The organism is Microcoleus vaginatus PCC 9802 (assembly GCA_022701275.1).
GTDB classification, from domain to species: domain Bacteria; phylum Cyanobacteriota; class Cyanobacteriia; order Cyanobacteriales; family Microcoleaceae; genus Microcoleus; species Microcoleus vaginatus_A.
The window spans coordinates 1,445,424-1,471,025 of record CP031740.1; the positions used below are offsets into that span (position 1 = coordinate 1,445,424).

General features: G+C 45.7%; 22 protein-coding genes and 3 pseudogenes. 10 read left to right on the top strand and 15 right to left on the bottom strand.

The window, feature by feature from the left end:
- Positions 1–972: 972 nt before the first annotated feature.
- Positions 973–2,166: pseudogene (locus tag D0A34_05950) on the bottom strand (transposase).
- Between the two features lie 434 nt (positions 2,167–2,600).
- Between D0A34_05950 and D0A34_05955 the strand changes: the two are divergent.
- Positions 2,601–3,602, top strand: coding sequence for an SH3 domain-containing protein (locus D0A34_05955; protein ID UNU18477.1), 1,002 nt, complete (start codon positions 2,601–2,603; stop codon positions 3,600–3,602).
- Between the two features lie 361 nt (positions 3,603–3,963).
- On the opposite strand, the pseudogene D0A34_05960 reads toward D0A34_05955, so the two are convergent.
- The 6 genes and pseudogenes from D0A34_05960 to D0A34_05985 all read right to left on the bottom strand — a co-directional run bounded on the left by D0A34_05960 (position 3,964) and on the right by D0A34_05985 (position 8,309).
- Positions 3,964–4,290 (bottom strand): annotated as a pseudogene (locus tag D0A34_05960) (hypothetical protein).
- Positions 4,287–4,952, bottom strand: coding sequence for a glutathione S-transferase family protein (locus D0A34_05965; protein ID UNU18478.1), 666 nt, complete (start codon positions 4,950–4,952; stop codon positions 4,287–4,289). The pseudogene D0A34_05960 and the gene D0A34_05965 overlap by 4 nt, the downstream one beginning before the upstream one ends.
- Positions 4,953–5,007: 55 nt before the next feature.
- Positions 5,008–5,508, bottom strand: a complete 501-nt coding sequence (locus D0A34_05970; GenBank protein ID UNU18479.1) for a hypothetical protein — start codon at positions 5,506–5,508, stop codon at positions 5,008–5,010.
- Positions 5,462–6,007, bottom strand: a complete 546-nt coding sequence (locus D0A34_05975; protein ID UNU18480.1) for a hypothetical protein — start codon at positions 6,005–6,007, stop codon at positions 5,462–5,464. Before D0A34_05975 ends, D0A34_05970 begins: the two co-directional genes overlap by 47 nt.
- A gap of 204 nt (positions 6,008–6,211) precedes the next feature.
- Positions 6,212–7,852, bottom strand: coding sequence for a chaperonin GroEL (gene groL / locus D0A34_05980; protein ID UNU18481.1), 1,641 nt, complete (start codon positions 7,850–7,852; stop codon positions 6,212–6,214).
- Positions 7,853–7,997: 145 nt separating this feature from the next.
- On the bottom strand, positions 7,998–8,309 hold the full coding sequence (locus D0A34_05985; GenBank protein ID UNU18482.1) for a co-chaperone GroES: 312 nt from the start codon (positions 8,307–8,309) through the stop codon (positions 7,998–8,000).
- A gap of 258 nt (positions 8,310–8,567) precedes the next feature.
- Here D0A34_05985 and D0A34_05990 point away from each other — a divergent pair, with 258 nt between their 5' ends.
- The 7 genes from D0A34_05990 (at position 8,568) to D0A34_06020 (ending at position 14,755) form a co-directional block, all read left to right on the top strand.
- Entirely contained in the window at positions 8,568–8,993 is a 426-nt protein-coding gene (locus D0A34_05990) for a ferredoxin (protein ID UNU18483.1), read from the top strand.
- Positions 8,994–9,640: 647 nt separating this feature from the next.
- Positions 9,641–10,291 carry a DNA-binding response regulator gene (locus tag D0A34_05995; protein ID UNU22190.1) on the top strand — a complete coding sequence of 217 codons (651 nt, stop codon included), beginning with the start codon at positions 9,641–9,643 and terminating at the stop codon, positions 10,289–10,291.
- Positions 10,292–10,625: 334 nt separating this feature from the next.
- Positions 10,626–11,147, top strand: coding sequence for an NYN domain-containing protein (locus D0A34_06000; GenBank protein ID UNU18484.1), 522 nt, complete (start codon positions 10,626–10,628; stop codon positions 11,145–11,147).
- 195 nt (positions 11,148–11,342) lie between these two features.
- On the top strand, positions 11,343–12,983 hold the full coding sequence (locus D0A34_06005) for a 2-isopropylmalate synthase (protein UNU18485.1): 1,641 nt from the start codon (positions 11,343–11,345) through the stop codon (positions 12,981–12,983).
- Between the two features lie 143 nt (positions 12,984–13,126).
- Positions 13,127–13,927: a class I SAM-dependent methyltransferase gene (locus D0A34_06010; GenBank protein UNU18486.1), complete on the top strand. Its 801-nt coding sequence runs from the start codon at positions 13,127–13,129 to the stop codon at positions 13,925–13,927.
- Between the two features lie 46 nt (positions 13,928–13,973).
- Positions 13,974–14,291, top strand: coding sequence for a DUF104 domain-containing protein (locus D0A34_06015; GenBank protein ID UNU18487.1), 318 nt, complete (start codon positions 13,974–13,976; stop codon positions 14,289–14,291).
- A complete protein-coding gene (locus tag D0A34_06020; protein ID UNU18488.1) occupies positions 14,285–14,755 on the top strand; it encodes a PIN domain-containing protein in 471 nt (156 codons plus the stop codon). The genes D0A34_06015 and D0A34_06020 overlap by 7 nt, the downstream gene beginning before the upstream one ends.
- Positions 14,756–14,844: 89 nt before the next feature.
- On the opposite strand, the gene hisC is transcribed toward D0A34_06020, so the two are convergent.
- The 4 genes from hisC to D0A34_06040 all read right to left on the bottom strand — a co-directional run bounded on the left by hisC (position 14,845) and on the right by D0A34_06040 (position 18,967).
- Positions 14,845–15,891 (bottom strand): histidinol-phosphate transaminase, encoded by a 1,047-nt coding sequence (gene hisC, locus D0A34_06025; GenBank protein UNU18489.1) that lies wholly within the window; start codon positions 15,889–15,891, stop codon positions 14,845–14,847.
- A gap of 73 nt (positions 15,892–15,964) precedes the next feature.
- Positions 15,965–16,678, bottom strand: coding sequence for a glycerophosphodiester phosphodiesterase (locus D0A34_06030; GenBank protein ID UNU18490.1), 714 nt, complete (start codon positions 16,676–16,678; stop codon positions 15,965–15,967).
- The gene (locus tag D0A34_06035; protein UNU18491.1) at positions 16,675–17,532 is read right to left on the bottom strand and encodes an alpha/beta hydrolase; all 858 of its coding nucleotides are present in this window, start codon (positions 17,530–17,532) and stop codon (positions 16,675–16,677) included. The genes D0A34_06030 and D0A34_06035 overlap by 4 nt, the downstream gene beginning before the upstream one ends.
- Before the next feature lie 175 nt (positions 17,533–17,707).
- On the bottom strand, positions 17,708–18,967 hold the full coding sequence (locus tag D0A34_06040) for an esterase-like activity of phytase family protein (protein UNU18492.1): 1,260 nt from the start codon (positions 18,965–18,967) through the stop codon (positions 17,708–17,710).
- Positions 18,968–18,988: 21 nt separating this feature from the next.
- Here D0A34_06040 and D0A34_06045 point away from each other — a divergent pair, with 21 nt between their 5' ends.
- Complete coding sequence (locus D0A34_06045; GenBank protein UNU18493.1) at positions 18,989–20,320, top strand: tetratricopeptide repeat protein; 1,332 nt, start codon at positions 18,989–18,991, stop codon at positions 20,318–20,320.
- A gap of 70 nt (positions 20,321–20,390) precedes the next feature.
- Here D0A34_06045 and D0A34_06050 read toward each other — a convergent pair whose 3' ends face one another.
- Both D0A34_06050 and D0A34_06055 read right to left on the bottom strand, forming a co-directional pair.
- On the bottom strand, positions 20,391–20,912 hold the full coding sequence (locus D0A34_06050) for an N-acetyltransferase (GenBank protein ID UNU18494.1): 522 nt from the start codon (positions 20,910–20,912) through the stop codon (positions 20,391–20,393).
- Between the two features lie 82 nt (positions 20,913–20,994).
- Positions 20,995–21,513: pseudogene (locus D0A34_06055) on the bottom strand (N-acetyltransferase).
- Positions 21,514–21,722: 209 nt separating this feature from the next.
- On the opposite strand from D0A34_06055, the gene D0A34_06060 reads away from it, so the two are divergent.
- Complete coding sequence (locus D0A34_06060) at positions 21,723–23,774, top strand: ABC transporter ATP-binding protein (protein ID UNU18495.1); 2,052 nt, start codon at positions 21,723–21,725, stop codon at positions 23,772–23,774.
- A gap of 115 nt (positions 23,775–23,889) precedes the next feature.
- Here the strand turns inward: D0A34_06060 and D0A34_06065 are convergent, their stop codons facing one another.
- Both D0A34_06065 and D0A34_06070 read right to left on the bottom strand, forming a co-directional pair.
- Positions 23,890–24,108, bottom strand: a complete 219-nt coding sequence (locus tag D0A34_06065) for a hypothetical protein (GenBank protein ID UNU18496.1) — start codon at positions 24,106–24,108, stop codon at positions 23,890–23,892.
- Positions 24,109–24,253: 145 nt separating this feature from the next.
- Positions 24,254–25,471, bottom strand: coding sequence for a nuclease (locus D0A34_06070; protein ID UNU18497.1), 1,218 nt, complete (start codon positions 25,469–25,471; stop codon positions 24,254–24,256).
- Between the last annotated feature and the right edge of the window lie 131 nt (positions 25,472–25,602).

The following is a 25,602-nucleotide window of genomic DNA, read 5'->3' on the forward strand; positions in this document are numbered from 1 at the left end:
AAAGCTTGAGCTATCTAGGAGAGAAGGAAGAAGAGAGAAGATCAGTTGTGCTTTTACTCTTCTTGTGCGTGCGAGCTTCCCGCTCGCCCTCAAAAAAAATGATTTTTACTCTCATTAATATGCTCCCATTCAGAAGGAACCTACCTCATTAGTTTCAGCAAGAAAAAATGTCCTAACCGTCGAGTGCGGTTGCTATATCAATATAATTAAATCAGAAATTGCACCAATATTTGGTTCCTAATTTGAGCGGGCTGGTTTTGTTCGGAGGTTTTGTGCTGATTGTCTATTTTGTTGGCTCAACCTGCCCCTTGTATCTTTAAACAGACAGGCGAGATAGAATCGCAGCAGGCCAAGTAAAGCGTCAGCGAGTAAATATAAAGAAACCATCCAAGTTCCTTACTTAAGAGCCAGAACTAAGGGTACCTGAAGTCTAGGAACTACAAGCCGGCGTTGCGGCGACTAGAATCGTTAATGGAAATATCTCCACAGGAACAAAACTGTTTGGAAACAGCGACCGCCACTGTCGTTGACCGATCGCGCGGCGGCTTTAGCCACAAAAACACAACCCTGTCTAAAGCCGATGGGTTTCCGTTTTGGAAGATTTTATCAAATTGAGGCCACCCATCGGGTCAATGCTAGGGATTTGCGCTGTTTGCCCCAACTTTAAGTAAGGTGCGATCGACATTTGAGTTATGTGAGCGAGATCGAAGAAGTGTATGTGGCTTGCGGCACCCGACTAGGACGATCGGGTCGATCGCACCAATCGCCTGTCACTCAGAATCTTGGAGCACCTCAAGCACCATCTCGCTCTCGAAGCTGCCAAGAATTCACCTGAAATGCAGCAAAATATTACTCAAGTGCAACAACTGGCAGCTAAATGGTTTAACGAACACCTGACAAGATCTTGACGGACAACAAATGACTTGCATTCCTATTGACACTCCTCGGTCTGAAGACGCGAGGATTCTTGGATCAATCAGTCGATTTGCTCGTTGATGCTGCCACGAACGAGTAGAGATCGGTCTGTCCCCAAGCGTTAATTTCGGCGTGCCCCGCCGTATTTAAAGTGATTCCTGCTTGCTTCAACCCTTTAGCCAAAATATTGCGACCAGCGTTGTGATCCCGATCCAATGTCGTACCGCAACCGCAAATATGGGTGCGAGTTGAAAGTGTTTTCAAGACAGTATTGCCACAGCTTGAACAGTCTTGAGAAGTGTACACAGGTGCAACAGCAATTACTGTTCTGTCGTACACTTTTCCAAAGTATTCTAACCATTGTGCAAATTGTGACCACGCTGCATCACTAATTGATTTGGCAAGCTTATGGTTTTTCACCATATTCCGCACCTGAAGATCTTCGTAGGCTACAAAATCGCTAGATTTTACCACGCACAACGCCGTCTTAATGGCGAAGTCTTTGCGCTGCCTGCTGACTTTCAGATGCTTTCTTCCTAACTTGTTGATCGCTTTTCTTCGATTGCTCGAACCTTTCTTCTTTCGAGAAATCCGCTTCTGCAATCTTTTCAAAGCTTTTTCACTTTTACGAAGATAGCGAGGGTTGGCAAACGTCTCACCATCGCTATCAGTATAAAAGTGGTTCTATCCCACATCTATCCCAATAGCTTTCCCAGTGAAAATAGGCTCCTCTTTTCGCTCCACGTTAATACAGAATTGGGCATAGTAGCCGTCGGCACGACGCACAACTCTGATTCGTTTGATCTCGTCAGGCGCATAGAAATGCAAATCCCGATTACCGATCAACTTAAACTTACCAGCAGCAAAACCGTCTTTAAATGTCAGACATCTTTTGTCGGTAGAAAGTAGCCATCCTGACGTTTTGTATTCGACCGAACGAGTGTGTTTCTTGAACTGCGGGTATCCCTTTTTTCCTGGTTTCTTGGCTTTACAATTAGCAAAAAAACGTTGGATAGCAAAAATGGCACGTTCGGCCGAAGCCTGACGTGCCATCGAATTAAGCTTACCTGCCCATTCAAACTCTTTTGCCATAATGGCGCATTGTTTGTACAGGTCAACTAACTTAACCCCTTGATTCTCTGTCCAATACCTAAGAGTTTTATTTCGGACAAATTGAGCCGTCCTAATCATCTCGTCAATGACTCGGTATTGCTTCGCTTTGCCTTTCAACTTAAACTCTAATGTTATCATTCAAATATCTTACCGTATTACGAAACACTATGTTTACAAAATGCGTATGTTTAATCATTCTTTACACTTTATAGAAACTAAAGCCGTCCTCTAAGGACGGGGCTTTAAACCCAATTTTTCTGGTAAACTGTCGCGCATTTAAACAGTTAACAGTTAACTATTGACTCCTCCACTCTCCCACTCCCCCACTCTCCCCGCTCTGCCCCTCTCGTCTTCTCCCCCTCCGTCGCTCTGCCATAACGAGCAATTTATAGGCGCACCAGCTTAATTTGTCTTGGCTTAACTCTCAGCAAAAATTAAATTATATAGATAAAACTTGACTTACAGCCATAAAAAATGTTATTAGAGCTTTTTCCTGGAAGACAAATCGATTTTTTTGCTATATTGACCTGCAATAAAGATAATGGTTTTGATTAGATGAGGAGTTGAACGGAATGAAAAACTTGAGTTACTGGAACAAACCCGCTGCATTGCTGGGCGCGATCGCCATCGCAGCCGGAAGTTTGCAAGCGAATGCGGCAAATGTTGCCACCCCATCAACATCCACTGCCAGTCAGGATGCTGAAAATAGTTCATTTGAAGATAGCGCCACCTTTCAAATAGCCCAAGCTGGCAACATTTGCCGCACAGTCACTCCCAAAGAAGGTTTGACCGTTCGCCAAAACCCAGATCCCAAATCCCCTAGAGTTGGCGGTGTAGCAATTAACACTCAGGTAACGGTGCCCCAAAGCGCTACTTCTGTTAAAGCCTCCGACGGCCGCCTGTGGATTCAAATTACCGCTCCTGTAAAAGGGTATGTAGCTACCGGATACCCCAACAACGAGGCTAATTTAGGTTCGTGCACGACAGCAAGCACAATTAGTCAAACTCCTTCCCCTAGTCCGGCACCCGCACCCGCACCGGCAGCGACACCAGCACCGGCACCTGCTGCGACACCAGCACCGAGTCCAAGTCCTGCACCGGCAGCGACACCTGCACCGGCACGGACTCCAAGTCCAGCACCGGCAGCGACACCAGCACCGGCACCGGCAGCGACACCAGCACCGGCACCGGCACCCGCACCAGCACCAGCGCCAGCACCAGCACCAGCACCAGCACCAGCACCAGCACCAGCGCCAGCACCAGCACCAGCACCAGCACCAGCACCAGCACCAGCACCAGCACCAGCACCAGCACCAGCACCAGCACCAGCAACGGGCCCCGTAAGTCTGTGCCGCCAAGTAGAACCTCGCGTAGCGCCGAGGGGTCTAGCTATCCGCACGGAGCCTTCAAAGACTGCTGCGGTTAAAGGTGGCGTAGCTGCTAACGGTCAAGTAACGCTTGTACCGAATTTCCAGTTAGTGAGAGATAAGAATGGAGAAGACCGCAATTGGGTTGAGATTTCAGCCCCTGTGGCCGGATTCATCTCGGCTGGAAATTTGATCATGTGCAAGTAAACTTCTGAGTTCGATCGCTCTTTTAGTCAAAAAGAGCGATCGACACCGAAAATAGTTTTAAGATTATCGCGCAGCCAGGGAACAACGCGGAGTCCAGACTGCTTCTGGGGCTTACGAATGAATAACTTATTTCTATCGGGAAGCAGCGGTAGCGAATCTTTCTGGGCCTCTGTTTTTCGTCGGTTGGGTTAAGTCCTAGCTTCGTGCCTGGCAACGCACGCAGAGTGAATGAATTTAAGCAAAAAGCCGATCGACCTTTCTACTGACAGCGGCCGCTTGCCCAATCTTGGTGTCCGCGATTTGGTTGACACTTCGATTGTCGGCCAATCCAGACAATTTCCCACTTATTTTGCCTGAGTCTGAGTTCGATGCGGTGTCGCATTGCAGCAACAGAATCGTCAGCTAAACCGACCACGGTTTGGACAATTACGGCTGTTTCTCGCGTGGGATATTCAACTGAAATTTGGTCGCTTTTTCTGCCTTCAGATTCTTGGTCACTGCTAAAGAGTTTTGCTGCGATCTCTTTGGGCTTGGAGACGGTAATTTTGCGCTCGGCAAGGAACTGTTTAGCGTTAATTGCTTCGTAGTTCGATCGGGCGGCAGCCTGCCCCATTGCTGCGATGGGAATTTGGATGCAGGTAAACACAGCTAGGAAAAAGAGCGATCGCTTGACAATTGATTGGTTCATGAGGCTTCAGATTGTGCGAGAAATTTTTGTCTCCGAGATGCGAAAGCCGCCACATCTGCCTCGGTGAATTGAGTTTGCTGCCATGAGGGACGCGACATTAGTCGATCGCACCAAGCTTGAATTTTTGGATAACCATCTATGGATACACCAACCTGCGACGACAGCAAAGGCACGACGGTACCGGCAGTGCACTCGGCAAACGTCACATTGTTGCTACCGAAAAAAGGGCGATCGTCCAACAAACCTTCAAAAAATGCCAGCACAGTATTGACTTTTTCCTTCGCCTTTTTTATTGCTTGAGGTTCAGGATTTCCCCAGCCCATTTTTTCGCTGATGAGGGGGGAAAGGGCCGGCCCAAGTTCGTTAATCGTGACCAATTCTACCATTTTCACAACTGCCAAATCTTGCGGTTCTTTCGGGAGCATTGCCGGTTCGGGATACTTCGTTTCTAGATAGTCAAGAATTGCCAGAGACTCGAAGACGGTGAAGCCATCATCGACCAAAACAGGGATGCGGTGAAAAGGATTGATTGCCACAAATTCAGACTGCAAGTGATCGCCGTCCAAGTGGATTTCTATTAATTCAAAATCGAGGTTTTTTTCTAAAAGGGCGACCCACACGCGGCGGGAGTTGGTGGAAATGGGAGTGTGATAAAGTTTCATAAATGGTGTGCCTGGTTATTGAGAGGTAATAAAAGCCACATTTTGATTATGCACCTTAACTGTCATTTGATTTATTTTCTCCAACTTTGTCCTCTCCAGTTTCACCGTCTCCACTGTCGGCTAAGTTGTTACTTTTATCGGAAACTTCATAATTCTCCATAATTTCGAGCAATAAACGCTTTAGATTCTGATCCGGTGGTCGTTTCTCAAATTCTGCGTGCGTGTAAATCCACACCAACACAACTTCTTTTTTTGTAATATCTAACAAATATATAAGTCGCCCCTGTTCAGCGGCTCCACGAAGCTGAGGCATTTTAAACTCCAGCTTCCACAATTCTAATCCATCACGGCTAGAGCCTTTAGGCCAAGGCTCTAAATGTCCCAACGGTGGACGGGGACGGGGGTCAATACTCAGAAATTTGATAAATTTTTGGATTAATTCGACAAATTTTACTAATCCTGCCTGATTTTTACGATAGCGATCGCGGATTAGTTTTTGCTGAGTTTTATCAAAGTTCTTCGAGAGCTTGATATGAAATTGCTCTGATCCGTTCACAGGCCTCCTCCGCTGTCATCGCCTCGATAGTTTCTAACTCTGCAAAAGTCTGTTCCAGGGCTTCAGATAGTGTTTTTTGATAAGCAATATCTTCCCGTTCTACTCCACTCAAAATCGCATTAATAAGTCTATTAAAGGCGTTAATATAAGCTACAAAACTATCGAGTTCACCTTTAAGTACAATCCAAGGTAAAGCCATAGCCAAAGAAAAAAGCCCCACAAATTTAAGCAACCTCTCTTTAATTCCTTGAGGCGGTTCCATGAAAGCATAGGCAAAAACTTTGAGTAATTCTTGCGTTTCAGCAGGAATTTTTTCCCAACGGTCTTCAATTATTACAGCTAAATTGTTTGCTTTTTGAGCCAATTCCCAAAACCTTGAAGCGCTGGACGTGCGGGGCTGAAATATCTGCCGAATTTCGCTAGGGCTAATTGTGATGGTGGCTGACATTGGCCTGACCTCTTGCAATTTAATTGCTTGACTGGTAATCACTGTTTTCATTATACCAGTAGAGCAGTATTATTATACTGTTAGAGCAGTATTATTACACTGCTCTAACAGTATTATTATACTGTTAGAGCAGTATTATTACACTGGTAGAGCAGTTTAGTCAGCCCCAAAAAAACATTGCTGTCACCATCAGGAAACAGCAATTTTGTCTCTTAAAAAGGCGGGCCCTAAAGCCCGCCCCATCAAACGATCGACTTAGTAATCGAAGTCGCCGCCGCCCATGCCGCCGCCAGCGCCAGCAGCAGCGCCATCCTTCGGTTCGGGCTTGTCAACGACGATGCACTCGGTTGTCAGCACCATGCCAGCAATAGATGCTGCATTTTGCAGAGCAGAACGAGTCACCTTCGCAGGGTCAACGATACCAGCTTCAAACATATCGACAAACTCATTTGTCGCTGCGTTGAAACCAACGTTAAATGGCTTTTCTTTGACGCGCTCAGCGATGACAGCGCCATTCAAACCAGCATTTTCAGCAATCCGCTTCAGAGGAGCAGCCAGAGCCCGTGCAACAATCAAAGCACCAGTCAACTCTTCGCCCTTCAGAGTGCTATTCGCCCACTCTTCCAATTGAGGAGTCAGGTGAGCCAAAGTTGTACCGCCGCCAGGAACAATTCCTTCTTCTACAGCAGCTTTGGTAGCGTTGATCGCATCTTCAAGACGCAGTTTGCGATCCTTCATTTCTGTTTCGGTAGCTGCGCCGACTTTGATGACTGCGACGCCGCCAGCCAATTTTGCCAAACGTTCTTGCAGCTTCTCTTTGTCGTAGGAAGACTCGGTTTCCTCCATTTGACGGCGAATTTGTTCGCAGCGGGACTTGACGGCAGCTTCGTTACCTTCGGCAACAATTGTGGTGCTGTCTTTGGTGATGGTGATGCGGCGAGCTTTGCCGATCATGTCGAGCTTGGTGTTTTCCAGTTTCAAACCGGCATCTTCGGTGATTAGTTGACCGCCGGTCAATACGGCGATATCTTCTAACATGGCTTTGCGTCGATCGCCAAAACCGGGTGCTTTAACAGCAGTCACGTTCAACACACCGCGCAGTTTGTTGACAACGAGGGTAGCTAGAGCTTCTTTCTCAATGTCTTCTGCAATGATCAACAGCGGGCGGCCGGAACGAGCTACTTGTTCGAGCACGGGTACTAAATCTTGTACCAAAGCGATTTTCTTGTCTGTCAGCAAGATGAAGGGTTCTTCGAGAATCGCTTCCATCCGTTCGGTGTCGGTGACGAAGTAGGGAGAAATGTAGCCTTTGTCGAAGCGCATCCCTTCGGTGATTTCCAATTCGGTGGTCATAGACTTCCCTTCTTCCAGGGAAATCACGCCTTCCTTGCCCACCTTGTCCATTGCGTTGGCAATCATTTGGCCGACTTCATCGTCGTTACCAGCAGAGATGGAGCCGACTTGAGCGATGGCTTTGGAATCTTCTACTTGTTTGGCGTGTTCGGCAATTTTTTCTACCAAAAACGTGGTTGCTTTGTCAACACCGCGCTTGAGGGCGATCGCATTTGCACCCGCAGCTACGTTCCGCAGGCCTTCTTTGACCATTGCGTGAGCCAAAACGGTAGCAGTTGTGGTGCCGTCGCCTGCTGCGTCGTTGGTTTTGGAAGCTGCTTGACGAATTAGAGCAACGCCTGTATTTTCTACATGGTCTTCTAGTTCGATTTCTTTGGCGATGGTAACGCCGTCATTGACGATTTGAGGAGCTCCGAATTTCTTTTCGAGAACCACGTTGCGGCCTTTGGGGCCGAGAGTTACAGCCACTGCTTCGGCCAAAATGTCCATACCGCGTTCGAGGGCGCGACGTGCATTTTCGTTGTAGATAATACGCTTAGCCATAGTTTTTGGGGATGAGAGGGTTTGAGATTTTGGATTGGGGATGATGGATTTTAGTCATTTGTCCCGTGTCATTAGTTGTTTGGCGGCGTTCGCTTTAAACTAATGACTGATGACTGATGACTAATGACTGATGACTAATGATTAATTAGTTAACGATCGCCAGAATGTCTTTTTCTGCAAGCAAGACGTATTCGTCTGTGCCGAGTTTGATGTCGGTGCCGGCGTACTTCGAGTAGAGAACTTTGTCGCCGACTTTGACTTCCATTTCAGTGCGGCTGCCGTCGTCATTGCGCTTGCCAGGGCCCACGGCCGCGACTTCGCCTACTTGGGGCTTTTCTTTCGCTGTGTCAGGCAGAAGGATGCCGCCGGCGGTTTTTTCTTCGCTAGCGCTTACTTTTACGAACACGCGCTCGCCTAACGGTTTAACGGTAGAAACACTCAGTGATACTGCTGCCATAAATAAATCTCCAGATTACAGATTGTCGTGAGTCAGTCGTCAGGGGTCACGATGAAAGCAACAGCGGACTACTTACAACTGACATATTAGCACTCTCGACTCCTGAGTGCTAATTTAGCTTTAGTCAGGGGCGATCGCAACTTAGTTGTCAGTACGGGTTCCCGAACCGAGCATGAGTTGGAGGGAAGCAGAGGGGGGAGTGGGGGCTGTGGTGATGACTTTCGACCGCTAAGCAATTACTTTTGATTGATGAATACAATGACAGAAAATAACGAGGAATCTTGCAGCCAAGGCTTGAGCGCTTGCGTCCAAAGCCTGGGAATCGCTCAAATCGAGCGGCATATTTTTATCTGTGCCGACCAAACCGTGCCCAAGTGCTGCGATCGGCAAACGAGTCTGGAGGCGTGGAATTACTTAAAAAAACGCTTGCAAGAATTGGGGTTGGACAAGCCAAATGCCACTCGACCAACCTGCGTTTTTCGCACCAAAGCCAATTGCCTGCGAGTGTGCGCGTCTGGCCCGATTATGGTAGTCTATCCAGACGGAGTGTGGTATCGCGACGTTACTCCACCCGTCATTGAGAGAATTATTCAGGAACATCTCCTAAACTCAAAGGTAGTTCAAGAATACGCTTTCTTGACTCATCCTTTGCCTGTGCCTCCTGAGGCGGAGCCAAACATTTAAGTGTAGCGCTGTTTAAAGTACAGGGTTATAGGTAAAGTGTTAAATTTAAGGTTAAGGGTGAGAATTTGAGACACTTTGGCGTCCGGGCGATCGCACCTGCTACAGTTCAATAAAACTGTAGGTAGGTGATTGTCTTCGTGCGGCTTCCCGTGTTCCTTGTGTTTCTCAAAAGGTACAGTAAAAAAAATCGATCAGAGGAACTGTGAAATTTTGTGCAAAAATTTCTCAGTGGCAGACACTAAGCAGGTTGCCAAACTACACTAGAAGCAGTTAAATACGTAAGTAGGGAGTCTGCTTAAATTTCTCTATATCAGAAGTATCATTTAAAACCGGGGCATTAACCTGAAATTGAACCGATCAGGATTAAATATTTAACTTGGGCTCTGTTAGGGAGTCTCCAATCAATCAAGGCTGATCTTGATAGGGCGATCGTCCATTACAGGTTTGGGCTGCATTCCAGGTCATAAGACACTGACAAACAGCCGTCAATTATTAGGTTGGAAAGCGGTAATACCCGCCCCGCTTTCCCTCACCGCCATCCCTTCAGCCGACCGTCGTCCTCCACCCCCAGCCTGGTGGCGGGGGACTGACGGAAAAAACAGAAGTGAAAACAAGGAAGCGTGCGGGATACTTTAGCGGGAATAAACATGACAAAGGACAATAATTCAGGAGAGCAAAAACGGCTGATGCTGGTTGACGACGACCCCAACTTGATCTTGCTCGTCAAGGACTACTTGGAGTTTCGGGGTTACAACGTCATTACAGCAGAAAACGGCAGAGACGCTCTGGAAAAACTCGAACAAGAAGTTCCCGACTTGATTATCTGCGATGTGATGATGCCGGAAATGGACGGCTACACTTTAGTCAAACACATCAGAGAAGACCCTCGCACTAACTGGATTCCGGTTCTTTTCTTGTCCGCAAAAGGTCAAAGTTCAGACCGAGTAAAAGGCTTGAGCACTGGGGCTGACGTTTATATAGTCAAGCCTTTTGAACCAGAAGAACTGGTAGCCCAAGTGGAATCTTCTCTGAAAGCAGCATCCCGCTTAATTCGCCACTCCAATCCCGGTATGGAGAGTGGCCCAAAAATTAAGGCGCGCCGCAATGTCGAATTGACTCCCACGGAGTTAAAGGTGGTACAGTTGCTAGCGCAGGGTATGGCAAACCGCCAGATCGCAGACGTGATGAATGTCAGCCAGCGGACTATCGAAAGCCACGTCAGCAATATGCTGGGCAAAACAGGTCTGCACAACCGGACAGAGTTAGCTCGCTGGGCTCTTGAAAGCAAAAAGGCTTAAGCGGAGGTAGTCTGCGCTATGAAATCAGGGGAGCAAAATCTACTGCTATGCGCTTCGGTATGCCTGCTTGGCGGTAGGGCGACGGCGGTAGTTTGAAGGCGCCATTAACCTTGACACGGCAGCCGGTATTGAGTTAGTAGGCGTATAGTTTGTGAGGGTCCCTCGCTCAAATGCAAGCAGGCTTAAAATAACCCTCTGGCGGTAGAGCCGAAAATATGAAATACTGGGGAGATGGAGTTTTCTGAAGTTTAATCTATTGCCTCAGTTAGCTCCATGTTGCTAAAATGTGATATTTAGATTAACTTCTTTCTACAATTATTAGGTCTAAGTTTCTATGACAAACTTAATGAACCGCCTTTCTATTTTTGTGGACGGGAACAATATGTTCTACGCTCAACAAAAGAACGGCTGGTTTTTTGATCCTCGCAGGGTGCTCGAATATTTCAAAACTTCGCAGCCGAATGTCATCTTGATCAATGCTTTCTGGTATACGGGTCTGAAAGACCCCCAAGATCAAAGGGGATTTCGAGATGCTTTGATCAGTCTAGGTTACACGGTTCGCACTAAAATTCTTAAGGAATATTACGACGATGCTTCGGGCAGATATTCTCAAAAGGCTAATTTAGACATAGAAATTGTGGTTGATATGTTTAATACCGTGGATCAATACGACCAAGTTGTGCTGTTTAGCGGGGATGGCGATTTTGAGCGGGCGATCGAGCTGCTCCGCTCGAAAAATACTCATATTACTGTGGTATCAACCGAAGGAATGATTGCTAGAGAGTTAAGAAATGCTACAGATAGGTATATAGACCTAAATGAAATTAGGGAACATATCGAAAAGATGGATTATTAGTCAGTAGTTATTAGTCATTAGTCATTAGTCATTAGTTATTAGTCATTAGTCATTAGTCAGCAGTCATTAGTCAGTAGTTATGGGTTAGGGGTTATTAATTATTCGTTATTGGCGCGAGACAGGGGACTGGTGACTGGAGGCTAAAAATCCAGAAAAACGGACAAGTAAAAATCAGGAAAACACTTTTTTAGAGCTATGAAAACTCAACCAAGTCAAGACCGGATTATTATTTTCGATACGACTTTGCGGGACGGAGAACAATCTCCGGGTGCATCTCTGAATGTTGATGAAAAACTGACGATCGCTCGCCAGTTAGCGAGATTGGGCGTGGATGTGATAGAAGCGGGTTTCCCTTTCACCAGCACCGGAGATTTCGAGGCAGTCCAAAAAATAGCCCGATCGGTTGGCACGGAAGATGGCCCGACAATTTGCGGTTTAGCACGGGCGAGAAAGGAGGATATTAAAACAGCAGCAGAGGCTCTGAAACCAGCAGTAAATTCGCGAATTCATACGTTTCTGGCTACGTCTGATATTCACTTGGAGTATAAGCTGAAAAAGACGCGGGCTGAGGTTCTGGAAATTGTGCCGGAAATGGTGGCTTACGCTAAGTCTTTTGTGGATGATGTGGAGTTTTCGCCGGAAGATGCTTGTCGATCGGAACCGGAGTTTTTGTATCAGGTTCTAGAACGGGCGATCGCAGCGGGTGCGACTACTGTTAATATTCCCGATACTGTCGGCTACACTACTCCGAGCGAATTTGGGGCTTTGATTCGCGGAATTAAGGAAAATGTGCCGAATATCGATCGCGCAATTATTTCGGTGCACGGTCACAATGACTTAGGATTGGCTGTTGCTAACTTTTTGGAAGCCGTAAAAAATGGTGCCAGACAGTTAGAATGCACGATTAACGGGATTGGCGAACGGGCGGGAAATGCGGCTCTGGAAGAGTTGGTAATGGCGCTTTATGTACGGCGTCAATATTATAATCCGTTCTTGGGCCGGCCTGCGGACTCTGAGGAACCGCTGACAAATATTGACTCACGCCAAATTTACAAAACATCGCGCTTGGTTTCCAATTTGACGGGGATGTTGGTGCAGCCAAATAAGGCGATTGTCGGGGCAAATGCTTTCGCTCACGAGTCGGGAATTCACCAAGACGGGGTGCTGAAAAATAAGCGGACATACGAGATTATGGACGCTGAGTCGATCGGCTTGACGGAAAATCAAATCGTCTTGGGTAAATTATCCGGCCGCCACGCATTTCACACTCGCTTGAAAGAGTTGGGTTTTGAAATGGCCGACGATGAGCTAAATAAGGCTTTTGTCAAGTTTAAAGATTTGGCAGACAAGAAAAAAGAGATTACGGATTGGGATTTAGAGGCGATCGCCAATAACGAAGTGCACCAAGCACCGGAACTATTCCGATTAGAATTGGTGCAAGTTTCCTGCGGCGACAAATCTCGCCCAACAGCAACTGTCACTGTGCGGAACCCCGCGGGCGAAGAATTGACCGATGCTGCGATCGGCACTGGGCCTGTGGATGCGATTTACAGGGCGATTAACCGGGTGGTAAACGTACCGAACGAGTTGATCGAGTTTTCTGTACAGTCGGTGACCGCGGGAATAGATGCGATCGGCGAAGTAACAATTCGCTTGCGCCACGAAGGCAAAGTATTTTCCGGTCACTCGGCAAATACCGACATTATCGTAGCGTCTGCAGAAGCATACATCAGCGCTTTAAATCGCCTGTATCAGGCATTGCAGCATAGTGCGGAAAAAGCCTCGGAACAGCCAACCCAGATCAGAAATGAAGTTGTTGCAGAAGCACAGCGCTGATAAATTTCTTGTCAGCCATTTTTCTTGAAACAAGCCGCAGACGAACCCAGATCGAAGCAGATAAATCTCAATTAATCTGCCTTGAGCCGGGTTTATCTGCGGTTTAAAAATACTTTTTTTTACCAATAACAAACTCTTGAAAAATGCAAGACGAAACTTTAAAAAAAGAGCGACAATTCCACGATGCTTGGGCATCTACGATCGATATTGACGGCATTCGAGTCAATGATTACTTTGAAGCTTGTACCGCCCCAGAAAATAGATTTATCGTCCAGCAAATGGGCGATATTACAGGTAAACGCCTCTTAGATTTAGGCTGCGGCGCGGGAGAAAATAGCGTTTATTTTGCTAAAAAAGGTGCCAATTGTGTGGCGGCCGACTATTCTCAGGGCATGGTAGAAGTTGCTCTGAAATTGGCTGAGAAAAACGGCGTCCAAATAGACGGCTGCACGGTGAATGCAATGGCGCTGGATTTCCCGGACAATAGTTTTGATATTGTTTACGCTTCTAATTTGCTGCACCATTTGCCGGAACCTGAAAAGGCAATTCGCGAAATGCACCGCGTGCTGAAGCCTGGGGGTAAAGCTTGCTTTTGGGACCCGATGAAGCACAATCCGGTGATTAATGTTTACCGCAGGATGGCGACTGAGGTGCGGACGGAGGATGAAACTCCTTTGGATATTAATATTGTAAATTTTGTCAATTCTTTGTTTTCGGAGACTGCTTATGATACGTTTTGGCTGACATCGCTTTGGATTTTTTTGCGCTTTTATTTGATCGAAAAAGTGCATCCGAATGAGGAGCGTTATTGGAAAAAGATTATCATTGAACAAGAGAGATTGAAAGCAGAATACTCTCGGTTGGAAGGGTTGGATGGGTTTGTGAAGAAGTTGCCTTTGATGAAGCGCTTGGCTTGGAATTTGGCTGTGGTGGCAACGAAGTAGTTACAAGAAGTACAATAAGTCAAAGCATTTAATTAAGAGGGTAATTATGCCAGAAACTATTACTGCTATCTACGAAAACGGGGTTTTTCGTCCCTTGAGTCCTTTGTCATTGAATGATGGGGAAACTGTGCAAATCACAATTGTACCGGAAGTTTCGCCGGAAGAAGTCCAGGGCGATAGCGAAAAGGCGATTAAGTTGATGGATGTACGAGGATTGGTGCGTTTGCCAAAGAAACAGGGTAAGCTCGATCGAGCCGAATTAATCAAGCGCGCGCAGCAGTGGCGCGAATTGATGGAAAAAATGGAACCGCTACCAGGTAAGCCTCTCTCAGAAATCGTTATCGAGGATCGTGGCCCGTGGTAAATGCTTATTTTCTGGATACTAGCGCTTTAGTCAAACGATACGTGCCTGAAATAGGCAGTGAGTGGATTTTATCGATTACCGATCCTGCTAGAGATAACGATTTAGCGATTAGCCAGATTACTTGGGTGGAGGTACACAGCGCTTTTGCACGCCGTCTGCGGGATAGAAGTTTGTCTGCGGAGCGCTTTGATTTAATTGGGCAAAAAGTTAGGGAGGATTTTGAAAATGAATACCGAGTCATAGATGTCGATCAAACTTTGATAGAAACAGCCACCGCATTGGTGATGCAACATCCGCTGCGCGCTTATGATTCTGTACAGTTAGCCTCGGCTTTGCGCTTTCAATCTACTACTCTCCTTTCGCAGCCAGAAACTCGACTGGTTTTTGTTTCGGCGGACAACCCATTGCTGGATATTGCTCAGTCGGAAGGATTGGCGATTGATAATCCTAATAATTATCCGTAATCAAGCTGTTGGTAGTGAGGAATGCAAGTCTTCATACCAATCAGAGGACTAAACTCATCACTATAAAGTAATTTTAGTGCGATCGTTATTTATAGGATTTCTTTCAAAGTTTTAACTAATATGTGATTTTGTTCCTCCGTACCTACACTAATCCGCAATTTGTCTTCTAATCGCGGCTGATTGAAGTATCGAATCAATATTCCCTGTACTTTCAGTGTTTGATAAATTCTTTCTGCATCGCCGTTTGGTGGCCTAACTAACAAAAAGTTGGTTTGGGAGGGCCAAACATCAAAGCCTAATTCCTTGAAGCTAACGGCTAGTTTTACTCTGGAAGCCTTAATCTTTTCGGCGTTGGCTATTTTGTGGTCTTGCTCTGCGATCGCAGCCGCCCCCACTGCATAGGCTAAAGCATCCACATTATAGCTGTCTTTGATTTTATTTAATTCTGCCAGCAGCGCCGGATTTGCTATGCCAAAACCCAGCCTCAATCCTGCTAGGGAATAACCTTTTGAAAGCGTCCTCAAAACTATAACATTACTGTACTTTTTTGTCAAGTTCAAAGCATTGTCTTCGGCGAAATCTACATAAGCTTCGTCGATAACAAGAATGCCCGATAACTCTTTAGCCAGTTTCTCCAAATCTGCAACAGATATGGCTGTTCCCGATGGACTGTTTGGCGAAGCTACAAATGTCACTGCACCCTGGGCTGCTATTAGCAAATCGACGGGTAACTTGTAGTCGTCGGGATAAGGAACTTCAACAAACTCTGCATCTTGAATTTCTGCCAAAGTGCGGTACAAGACGTAGGTAGGCGCGGGACAAACAATCTGTTTCCCTGATTCGCCCACAGCGCGAACTATCAAGTTTAATAAATCGTCGCTGCCGTTACCTACAACAATCCACTCGTCACCAACTCCAAAAACGTTACTAGCAGCAATGCGGAAAACTTTGCCAGTTGGATCGGGATAGCGCCGCAGCATTTCTCCGTCTATTTCCTGAAGCACTTTTAAGGCTTTTGGAGAAGGTGGATAGGGATTTTCATTAGAATTTAGTTTAATAATTTTTGTGCCTAGCGGTGGCTGTTCCCCCGGCACATAGCCAGACATTTCGTGGATGCTTGTGCGAAAGTAATTCATCTATTAATTGAGTTTTGTGGAACGGGCATCTTGCCCGTTCTTGATAATGGTGCAAGATATCAAGTTAAACAAATTATATCAAACAATTAGTGACTATCCGCGTTATACCCAAATCAAGTAACTTTTGCATATCCGCTCGATCGTCCACCGTCCAGGCCACAATGTCAACTCCCTGACTCCGGCTTTCTTGAATTAGTGCGGGGTTTTCCAGCAACACGCGATACAGACTGCTAATCAAATTATCCCGATGCGCCACAGCGTGAGCAAATTGAGTTTTGTACGCTTCTAGATTAGCAACAATGTGTCCGATCGCCAAATCGCCAGATAGCCGCCGCACTTGTTCCAGAAATCCATCGTTAAAGGAAGTAATAACGCATTTATGTTGGATCTCTGCGCTCTTCAAAGTATTGACAAAATCCGTGACATCTGCGTCAGACCACTCGCAGTGAGGTTTGACATCAAAGTAAAGAAATTTGTCAACCTTTTTGAGTATGGTTAATGCGGCTTTTAAAGTAGGAATTTTTTCTTGTGAAAATTCATCGCTAAACCATTTTCCCGCATTAAATGTCTGTAATTGAGACAGGGTTGTTTCCCTAACTTTGCCAGAAACTCCCGTGATTCTCTCCAGTGTTGCGTCGTGAAAAATCACTGGTACGTTGTCGGCGGATAGCTGGATGTCAAATTCGATCGAATGAGATCCACGGGCGATCGCCAGTTCAAAAGCTGCTAAAGTATTCTCGGGGGCAATCGCCGAAAATCCCCGATGTGCGATAATTTCTACATTCACTGTCTTGCACCCTCTAAAAAATCTGCCACAGTTTGATTAAAAGTTTCTGGTTGAGTCAAAAAAGACCAGTGATTCCCGGGTACTTTTGCAACAGTAAGATTTTTCAAGTATCTCTTGTATGGCTGCATTTGCCAATCCATGCGATTTACGCCTTTTTCCGGCTGTAAAAACAAAGTCGGGATCTCAATATTTTCAGTTAAACCGGCAACTTTCATCACTTCTGCAAATATCTGATTTCTCGCTGGAATCGCAAATTTACTGCCCCAAGTTCCGTCTGATTTTTGTTCTATTTGCTGTTGGAATACCATTTGCTGCACGTCACTCCAATCTGCGTATTCTCCCGATTGTTTTGCTGCTGCTTCTGCTTGGGCTAAAGTCGCAAACGGGCCCATACATTTGAGACAGTCTAATTTTCGGTAAACAATTGGCAGGGTGAGTTTCATCGCGGCGGGCAGTTTGGTGATGAAGATGGGGTCTACTAAAATCATACTGCAAAAGCGATCGGGATTTTGCCTTGCCCAAATCGCTGCTAGTTTGCCCGTCCAAGAATGTCCTAAAATGTGGGCGTCTGACCAGTTGAGATGTGCCATCAAAGCTTCTAAATCTGCGATCGCACTTTCAAAAGTATAGCCTGTTTTCGGTTTGCTACTTTCTCCGTGACCGCGCATATCTGGCGCTACAATATGATAGCGGTTCGACAAATAATCGCCCAAGCTACTCCAGACACACGCACTATCTGCTAAACCGTGCAGCAGCAGCAAACGCGGAACTTTTTTTTTACCTGGTTCTGGCTTCCATTCTAGGTATGAAAGTTCGATTTTTGGCAGGTGCAAAGTGTTACGACTTGGCATGATTAGGGGGTTTTATAGTTGGAGAAATTTGATTTAACTTTTTTATGAACAGGCAAGATGCCTGTTCCACAAAGAGTGAATTTTATGGTACGGTTTTCCTCAATAGGCTTTCCTGCCTGTTTCACAAACAATAAATATTCTTGTGGGGTGGGGTGGGCTTCTAGCCCGCCCTTATGACCTAACCTTGGCCCTTCAAGCTAAATAAAAGAAACTGAGTTTTCTGCGCTTCATCAAAATTGTCGTCACTGACCAAAACTACACTCTGGCTGCCGTCTGGCAAGCGCGGACCGAGGGTCATTCCCTCTAAATTATATAGCGGGATTCCGAGTTGGCTTAAGTCGAGCAGCAACTTTTTCTTAACAGGTTCGACCGCCAATCGCCCTTTGAAACTCTGGATTCTCGAAGTATCTGTAGCCGCCCCAACTGCTACTTGATAAATCCTAGCGCTGTATCCCGACAGCCCAAAAGAACGTTCTAAACTCAGAATCTGACCGCCACCGACAGTTACTAATTCTGTTAAACCGTTCAAAATAGTCATGGGAACTTGGTCTAGTGTGTAAAGATTTTCTGAGACTAATTGCGGCGTTTTATCGACGATGACATAATGTAAAAGACGGAGTTTGCTTGCCTGTTCGGGGTCTAAATCTTGCATTAACGGCGCTTCCGTAGCTGCGAACAAACGAAATGGATCTAGACCGCCGGGACTAAAGGTTTCTGGGTCGATGGTTAAAGATTCAAAACCTAAATTGTCCACCACTCCTTGCTGCTGTTTTTCATCGCTGGCATCGGGAATATAGCGCTTTGGTATCGGCAATTTTCCCCGCATTTGCCCTGTTTTGAGGTCGAATTCTCCGAGAAAAGGAGGGATGCCAACATGAGTAACGCCTTCGCTGGCGACAAATACTGAGTTGCGGGGAGAAAGGGCGATGCCTTCGGGATTGATGGAACCCCAAGAGAAGGTTTCACCCTCTGCTTTTTTGAGGGAGGTAACGCCTTCAACGGCAACTTTTTTCAGGCGAATATTTGCTGGATCGCTTGATGTGAGGTCGAGTCTGAGACTGTAAAATCTCGCTTCTCCGTTTTCGCTGGGGTCGTCGGAAAGAGCGTAAAAGCGATAAGCTTTGGAATTGACTGCGCTAATACCTTTGGGGTCGTAGGTAATTCCTGACAAACCGCCGACTGGTGCTCCTTCAAAATTCATTTTTGGCAATTGGTACTCGCCCAAAAATTCTAGGGACATTTCTGGAAAAGAGCGGTCTCTAGCAACTGCGGGAGGGGGGGCGCAAGCTGTGCAAACAGTTAAAAGTATTAGGGCTAGACTGAATAAGCGTAAAATGCAATCGCCCAGCGTCTTTAAATCGCCATAATTGCTCAGTGCGGTAATTTTTATTTTGTTGCTCTTGTTGAACAGTTTGCTTTTGTGCCATCTTTGTGACATAATTTATACCGTTTTGTAGATATGCAAAACTTGATGTTTCCAGAAGAGATGCCGAATCGCGGCAACCAAATTTTGAGAATGAGAAGTTCTGTGCCAATTGGGTGCTTGCTTTTCTTGTGGCTGTGTGCTGGTTCTATTGCTAGCGCCCAAACTAATCCACCAGGCCTCGATCAATTTTCCCCTAATCCTCTCGAAATTACCACACCCGATCCCCTAACTCCCGCCAGTGAATCTTTGAGCAGCACTCAGCGGGACGAACTGACAGCGGCTTTGGAGCAGTTAAACTTAGAAGCAGCGACTAAACTGCAAGCTGGAGACGGCGCGGGTGCTTTTGAAATTTGGTTCCGAGAATTGCGGCTGCGGAGGTATCTGGGGCCGGCGGCGGAAATTGCTGCTTTGAGTCGGGTGGGAAGTGTTGCTTGGAGTAACGGTAAAAACCTCGAACTACAGCTTATTACCAAACGGTTGCAAGCAATTCAAAAAGAAGTCAAATCCCAAGTACCACTTAATACTGAGTTGCTCCCGGCCTTCGCTGCGGCTTTTCAGCAGGTGCGCGCTAAAGGCGCGACTGTAGAAGTTTACCAAGAAATTCTCGAAAATGCGCGCCAAAACCAAGATATATTGGCTCAAGGTCAGATTTTGAAGGCGATCGGGCTAATTCACATCAATTGGTTGAGTTACGATAAAGCGGCTCCGGTGTATGAGGAATTGGCAACTTTAATTCAGGAAAACCGCGCTTTATTTGCTGCTAATTCTGCTGTGAATTCTGCTGTAGTTGCGGGAAACGGTGCGCCGCCGCAACCTGTAACTCCTCCAACTGAGGTAGATGCTCTGAGACAGTTGGCTTACGTTTACCAGCAGTCGAAACAACCCCTAAAGGCGATCGCAGCCCGGGAAAAACTAGCATCGGTGTATTTGAACCTGCAAAACCCGAGTGCTATACCACCGATTAAAATGGCGATCGCCAGCGATTATCAAACCATAGGTCAAATCAATTTAGCAGCTCAATACTATCAGGAAGCATACAATTTAGCCGTCCCCATTCAACAGTATGCCCAAGCTAGCGAAGCTTTGGATAAATTAGCATTGCTTTATCGAGCGCAAAAGCAGTGGGAGCAGACTTTGCGGATTTATCAAATGCAGTTGCTGTTAGAAGAGCGGGCTTACAATTTCTACGGAGTGATGAACACTTATGACAATATCGGTCAAGTTTATCAGGAGATGAAGGCTTACGATAAAGCTTTGGAATCCTATCAAAAAGGGTTGGACGTGGCTAAAAGATTGGGACACAGACAAGAGTATTTTGCTAAGAAAATTCAAAAAGTTAACAAGCAATTGCAAAGGACTTCGTAGTGGTAAACAGACAATAATGCCAATTTGCGAGGCGAGTAATTTAAATGTAGTAAGGTGCGCTAGGCGCACCCTACAAAACTACTTTTGAGTGGTAAGTTTCTCGCGATAGAGAATAATATACTACATCAGTTTCGTAAAAATGAGCATTTTTTTCATATTTCATGCCAACTTTCTGTATCACCCGCTGGGAGGCGATATTTTCTGGGCGGGCGATCGCAACTATTCTATCAAGCTGTAATATTTCAAATCCATAGTTGAGACTAGCAAAAGATGCTTCTGTCGCCAATCCTTGATTCCAATAAACTTTGTCGAGTGCATAGCCTAGCTCAACTTCCGATGTCCTGTCCAGAAAACCAAGTCCGCAGCGACCAATCATTTTACGGTCTATTTTATGTACTACAGCCCACATTCCGAAGTTGTTTTCTTCCCAACGTTTGAGCATGGTATAAATGGCGATTTCTGTTGCTTCTCTAGTTTTAACTCCTGTGATGTATTTCATTATTTCCGGATCGCTGTAGATGCGGTACAGATCATCTAAGTCGTCGGGCGTAAATTGTCTCAGGTACAATCGGGGTGTCTCTATTTCTTGCATGATGAATAGAATTTATACCACTAGATTATGATACCAGTTTTGATAAGTATTGCTACAAAAATAGTGGTTGGATTTCCTTCCTCTACTCAACTACTTTTGAATGGTAGATTTTTCGCGATATTGAATAATATACTCGATCGGAATGGTCGAGGTTATGTTGGTATCTCATCCCCACTTTTTCCATTATCCGCCGCGAGGATCTGTTTTCGGTATCTGCAACAGATCCAATTTTTTCTAGTTTCAATACTTCAAATCCATACTTGAGGCTAGCCGCTGCAACTTCCGATGCTAAACCTTTGCCCCAATACGCTTTGGCTAACACGTAACCAACTTCTACTTCAGGTGTTTCGCCTAAGAAGCGAAGCCCCCCGTCGCCGATCAATTGGTTATTTTCTTTATTGACAACAGCCCACAAACCGAAAGCGTGTTTTTCTCAATGTGCGATTATCTTAAATAAATCTGCTGCTGTTTCTTCTCTATTTCTGACGCCTTCGCTCAGATACTTCATCACTTCTGAATCGCTGTAGATGCGGTACAGCTCATCTAAGTCGTCTGGCGTAAATTGTCTCAGATACAATCGGGCTGTCTCTATCTCTTGCATGATAAATATAACTTCTATCAGTAGATTATAATACCAGTTTTGTCTGCCTACAAACATTTTGGTTGGGTTTCGTTCCTCAGCCCAACCTGCTGTTACAATAAAACACTCTTTGTGAAACAGGCAAGATGCCTGTTACTGATATTAGTGCCAAATATTCATTCTATTTGTTACAATTATTAACTAGATATATTGTACAGTTTTTGCCATCAATGACTATTTCCTCACCAGTAGCAGACACCAAAAACCAACCCCGTCGCGAAACAGACTGGCGGTTATTCATGAGGTTGGCATCTTACGCAACCCGCAGCAAACGCTTGTTGATTATTTCGATCGCACTATTAGTACCGCTAGCAGTCTCAGGAGCAATTCAACCCATTCTCATCGGACAGGCAATTTCGGTAATTCGCTCGGAACCTACCTACGAATTCTTGCGGGGATTGTCGCTATCTGCTGCATTGAATATTTTGGCTATTTTGCTGATGCTAACTATAACACTTAGATTAGCACTGCAATCACTTCAAGGCTATTTAGTCACGAAAGTAGGGCAAATAATTACTACAGATATTAGAAATGATTTGTTCGCCCACGTCACATCGCTAGCAGTGAGATTTTTCGATCGCACTCCTGTCGGTAAATTGATGACTCGCCTCACCAGCGATGTAGAAGCTTTGGGAGAGGTTTTCTCTTCAGGGGCGATCGGGATTGTCAGCGATTTATTTTCAATTTTAGTAATTGCCATTTTCATGTTTACCATGCAGTGGCAACTAGCTTTAATGTTGGTGCTGATGATGATACCAATTACCGCAGTTATAATTTATTTCCAGTACCAATATCGCATAGCAAATTACAATACGCGAGAAGAACTGTCCGATCTCAACGCACAACTGCAAGAAAACCTGACTGGTATTGGCGTAGTGCAGCTATTCCGCCGCGAAAGATTCAACTCAGAATTGTTTCGCGTCACAAATAAACGCTACATTAAAGCAGTTGACAAAACTATATTTTACGACTCAGCCGTATCTGCTACATTGGAATGGATTGCGTTAGTGGCGATTGGAGCCGTTTTGTGGATGGGTGGTCAAAGGGTTTTAGCCGGTAATCTTAACTTCGGTACTCTGTCTGCATTCATTTTATTTGCTCAGCGTCTCTTCGATCCGCTGCGGCAATTTGCAGAGAAATTCACTGCAATTCAAGCAGGATTTACCGCCGTCGAACGGATTAGCGATATTCTCAACGAACCGATCGAAATTAAAGATCCAACCAGCGGGAAGAAGGAAGAAGGAAGAGGGAAGAAGGAAGAAGGAAGAGGGAAGAGGGAAGAAGGAAGAAGGGCAGGTTATTCACCGTTGTTGATAACTGGACATCCAGAGGCAACTGCTTACAACTTGTCTCAGTTCGATCGAGAATTGGCAGATAATCATCAAAATGGAGCAAGTTCAGAATATCGTTTATTGCCTAACAATCCCAAATCCCCCCCCGCCAGCCCCACGTTGCTAAGGGGGGGAGAAAATGCCAAATCGCAGAATTCTGAATCGGGAGAAATCCAATTTGACAACGTTTGGTTTGCTTACAAAAAAGACGAATATGTCCTGCAAAACCTCAATTTCACCATCAAATCCGGCGAAAAAGTAGCATTAGTCGGCCCCACCGGTGCGGGCAAAAGTTCGATTATTCGTCTCCTGTGCCGCCTTTACGAACCTAGCCGAGGACGGATTCTGGTTAATCATGTCGATATTCGGGATTTGCCTCAAGCAGAGTTACGCAGGCATATAGGCGTGATTATCCAAGATGGCTTTCTATTTGCTGGTGACGTGAAGAGCAATATCAGCCTGGGAGAAAGTTACTCGATTGAGGAAATTCAAGCAGCAGCAGAAAAGACAAATGTTGCCCGTTTAATCGAACAGTTGCCTCAAGGCTATGATACGCAATTGCGGGAACGGGGGACGAATCTTTCGGGGGGACAAAAGCAATTATTAGCGTTTGCTCGCGCCGCTATTCGCAATCCCAGTATATTAGTTCTAGACGAGGCAACTGCTAGTTTGGATGTGGGGACGGAAGCTTTAATTCAAGAAGCTCTAGAGCGTTTGATGGCGGACAGAACGGCGATAATTATTGCCCACAGGCTCTCGACTATCCGAAATGTCGATCGCATTTTAGTGCTCAAACGCGGCCAATTAGTAGAGTCTGGCAGCCACGAAGAGTTGTTGCAGCAAGAAGGGTTGTATGCCAGTTTGTACAAGTTGCAAATGCTGGGAAGTTAATATCTGAAGGAAGAAAGAAAAGGGAAGAAGGAAGAAGGAAAATTCTCGGAATCCCCAGATACCCGGCTTCTGGAAGAAGTCGGGTATTTAAAAGAATCAACAATCAAAAATTGGCTCACTTGCCCGAAATCATTTTCCCCAGGGTTTCCGGCAAGTGAATTATATGTTGGAAAAGCTGATTTGGGCCGATGCCAAACAATAACTGCATCGTCAGCACAATTGCTGCTAAACCAATCGCTGTCCCGATGCTGGCTTTCAACACTTTAAAAGCCCAATTAAACACTAGCCAAGATACAAGTAACGAAGCAATTAAGATAATTAGTTCTATTGGCATATAACATTTTTAACTCTATTTTAACTCTACATAAATTACGTATCAATACCCTAGAAACCGGGTTTTTTATCTGTGTTAAAGGTGTCAAATACAGTATTTCGGTAAAAACCCGGTTTCTACGTCAAGGACTACTCTACTTATTACTTTAAGCAATACTGCCGCGCTTCCGTGTTTCCTTATAAGAAATTCCGACATTTTTTAAGCCGGCTTTAATCATTTGCTGCTCTAACAAAGCAAAAAAGCGACTTCGATCGCCCCCCGTGACTACCGCTTGATTATGAGCTTCTGCTAGCGTCACCGGATACCCGCCACCTTTGTGTACTTGAGCCAGCATCATTCCTAATGCTAAATCTAGCTGTGCTGTATCTTGGGCTACCCATTCCGGCACTTCTATTCTAGCAATTTCTGTGCCAACGTGAACGTAACAGAAATAGACGGAATTAACACCGTACAAATCTAAAATTCGAGCTTGGGATTTCCACAAAGGGCTTCTTTGTCCCGGTGACAGGATTGTTGCCCACAATATGGCATCCCGCAAAGGTTCAAATTCTTGACAAGGTGCTTTTTCGGCGAAAGAAATTGTCGCGGCAAATCCGACGTTCGGGCAATTTGTCATGCAGTCTGGTACTTCGTGAGTGCAAGCTTCAAACCGCAAAAAAGATAAGCTTTCGCTGCTGCGAGAAGCGCTTAAGTATCCTAACAGCGGAATTCCTGCTAAACGCAACTTGTCCCAAGCTTCTAAAATTGGCAGCAAAATTTGATCGCGCGCTTCGCTGGGTAACTGTTCCAAAAACCAATAAATCAGGGAACCGTCTACCATTGCTAAAGCTGGTGCAGGCAATTTATTGTCGTTAACTTTTGCCCAATTGCAGCCCATTTCTGCTAAGGCAATTGCTTCGGAAACTGCTCGCCGATATCCCATCCATTCTTCGGTTCTAATTCCCCACTGTCGCGAACCGTACAAGTCTTCGGGTTTGTAGAAAACCTCGGGTACGCTGTCTAAAACTGGGTGGCGGCTTTGTCCGTAGTGCAGCATGACTGTGCCGACGTTTAGCAGGTAGCAGTAGGCTATTTCGTGATGGTTGGGGGAAATTTGCGAGCCGTCTGTGGCAAAGACTGTGTGAGCGGCGGGGGGTGCGGTGATGTACCTGCGATCGTCTAAGGGCTCGATCGGCGTGGCAGCATTGAATAAAGTGCGATCGCGCCAATTCTCTTGCAATTCCACCAATTTTTCCTGTTCCGCTGCAGCCTTTACCAGCAAATTCTGAGCTACTTCCAAACGCTGGCGAGCGGCCTGAGCTTCCACATTCAAATGTTGGCTCATTCCCTGCATTGCCTTGGCTGCTTTAGTTAAATCGAGCATGGGTTTTAAGTCTCAATATTAGAAAGCTTTCAAGCTGAGAAATTATCAAAAGGCTTTTCAATTTTTTGGTTTCGCAGCTTGGTTTTTTGTCAGACACGCGGTTTGATAAACTAAAACACTTCGTGCGCTAC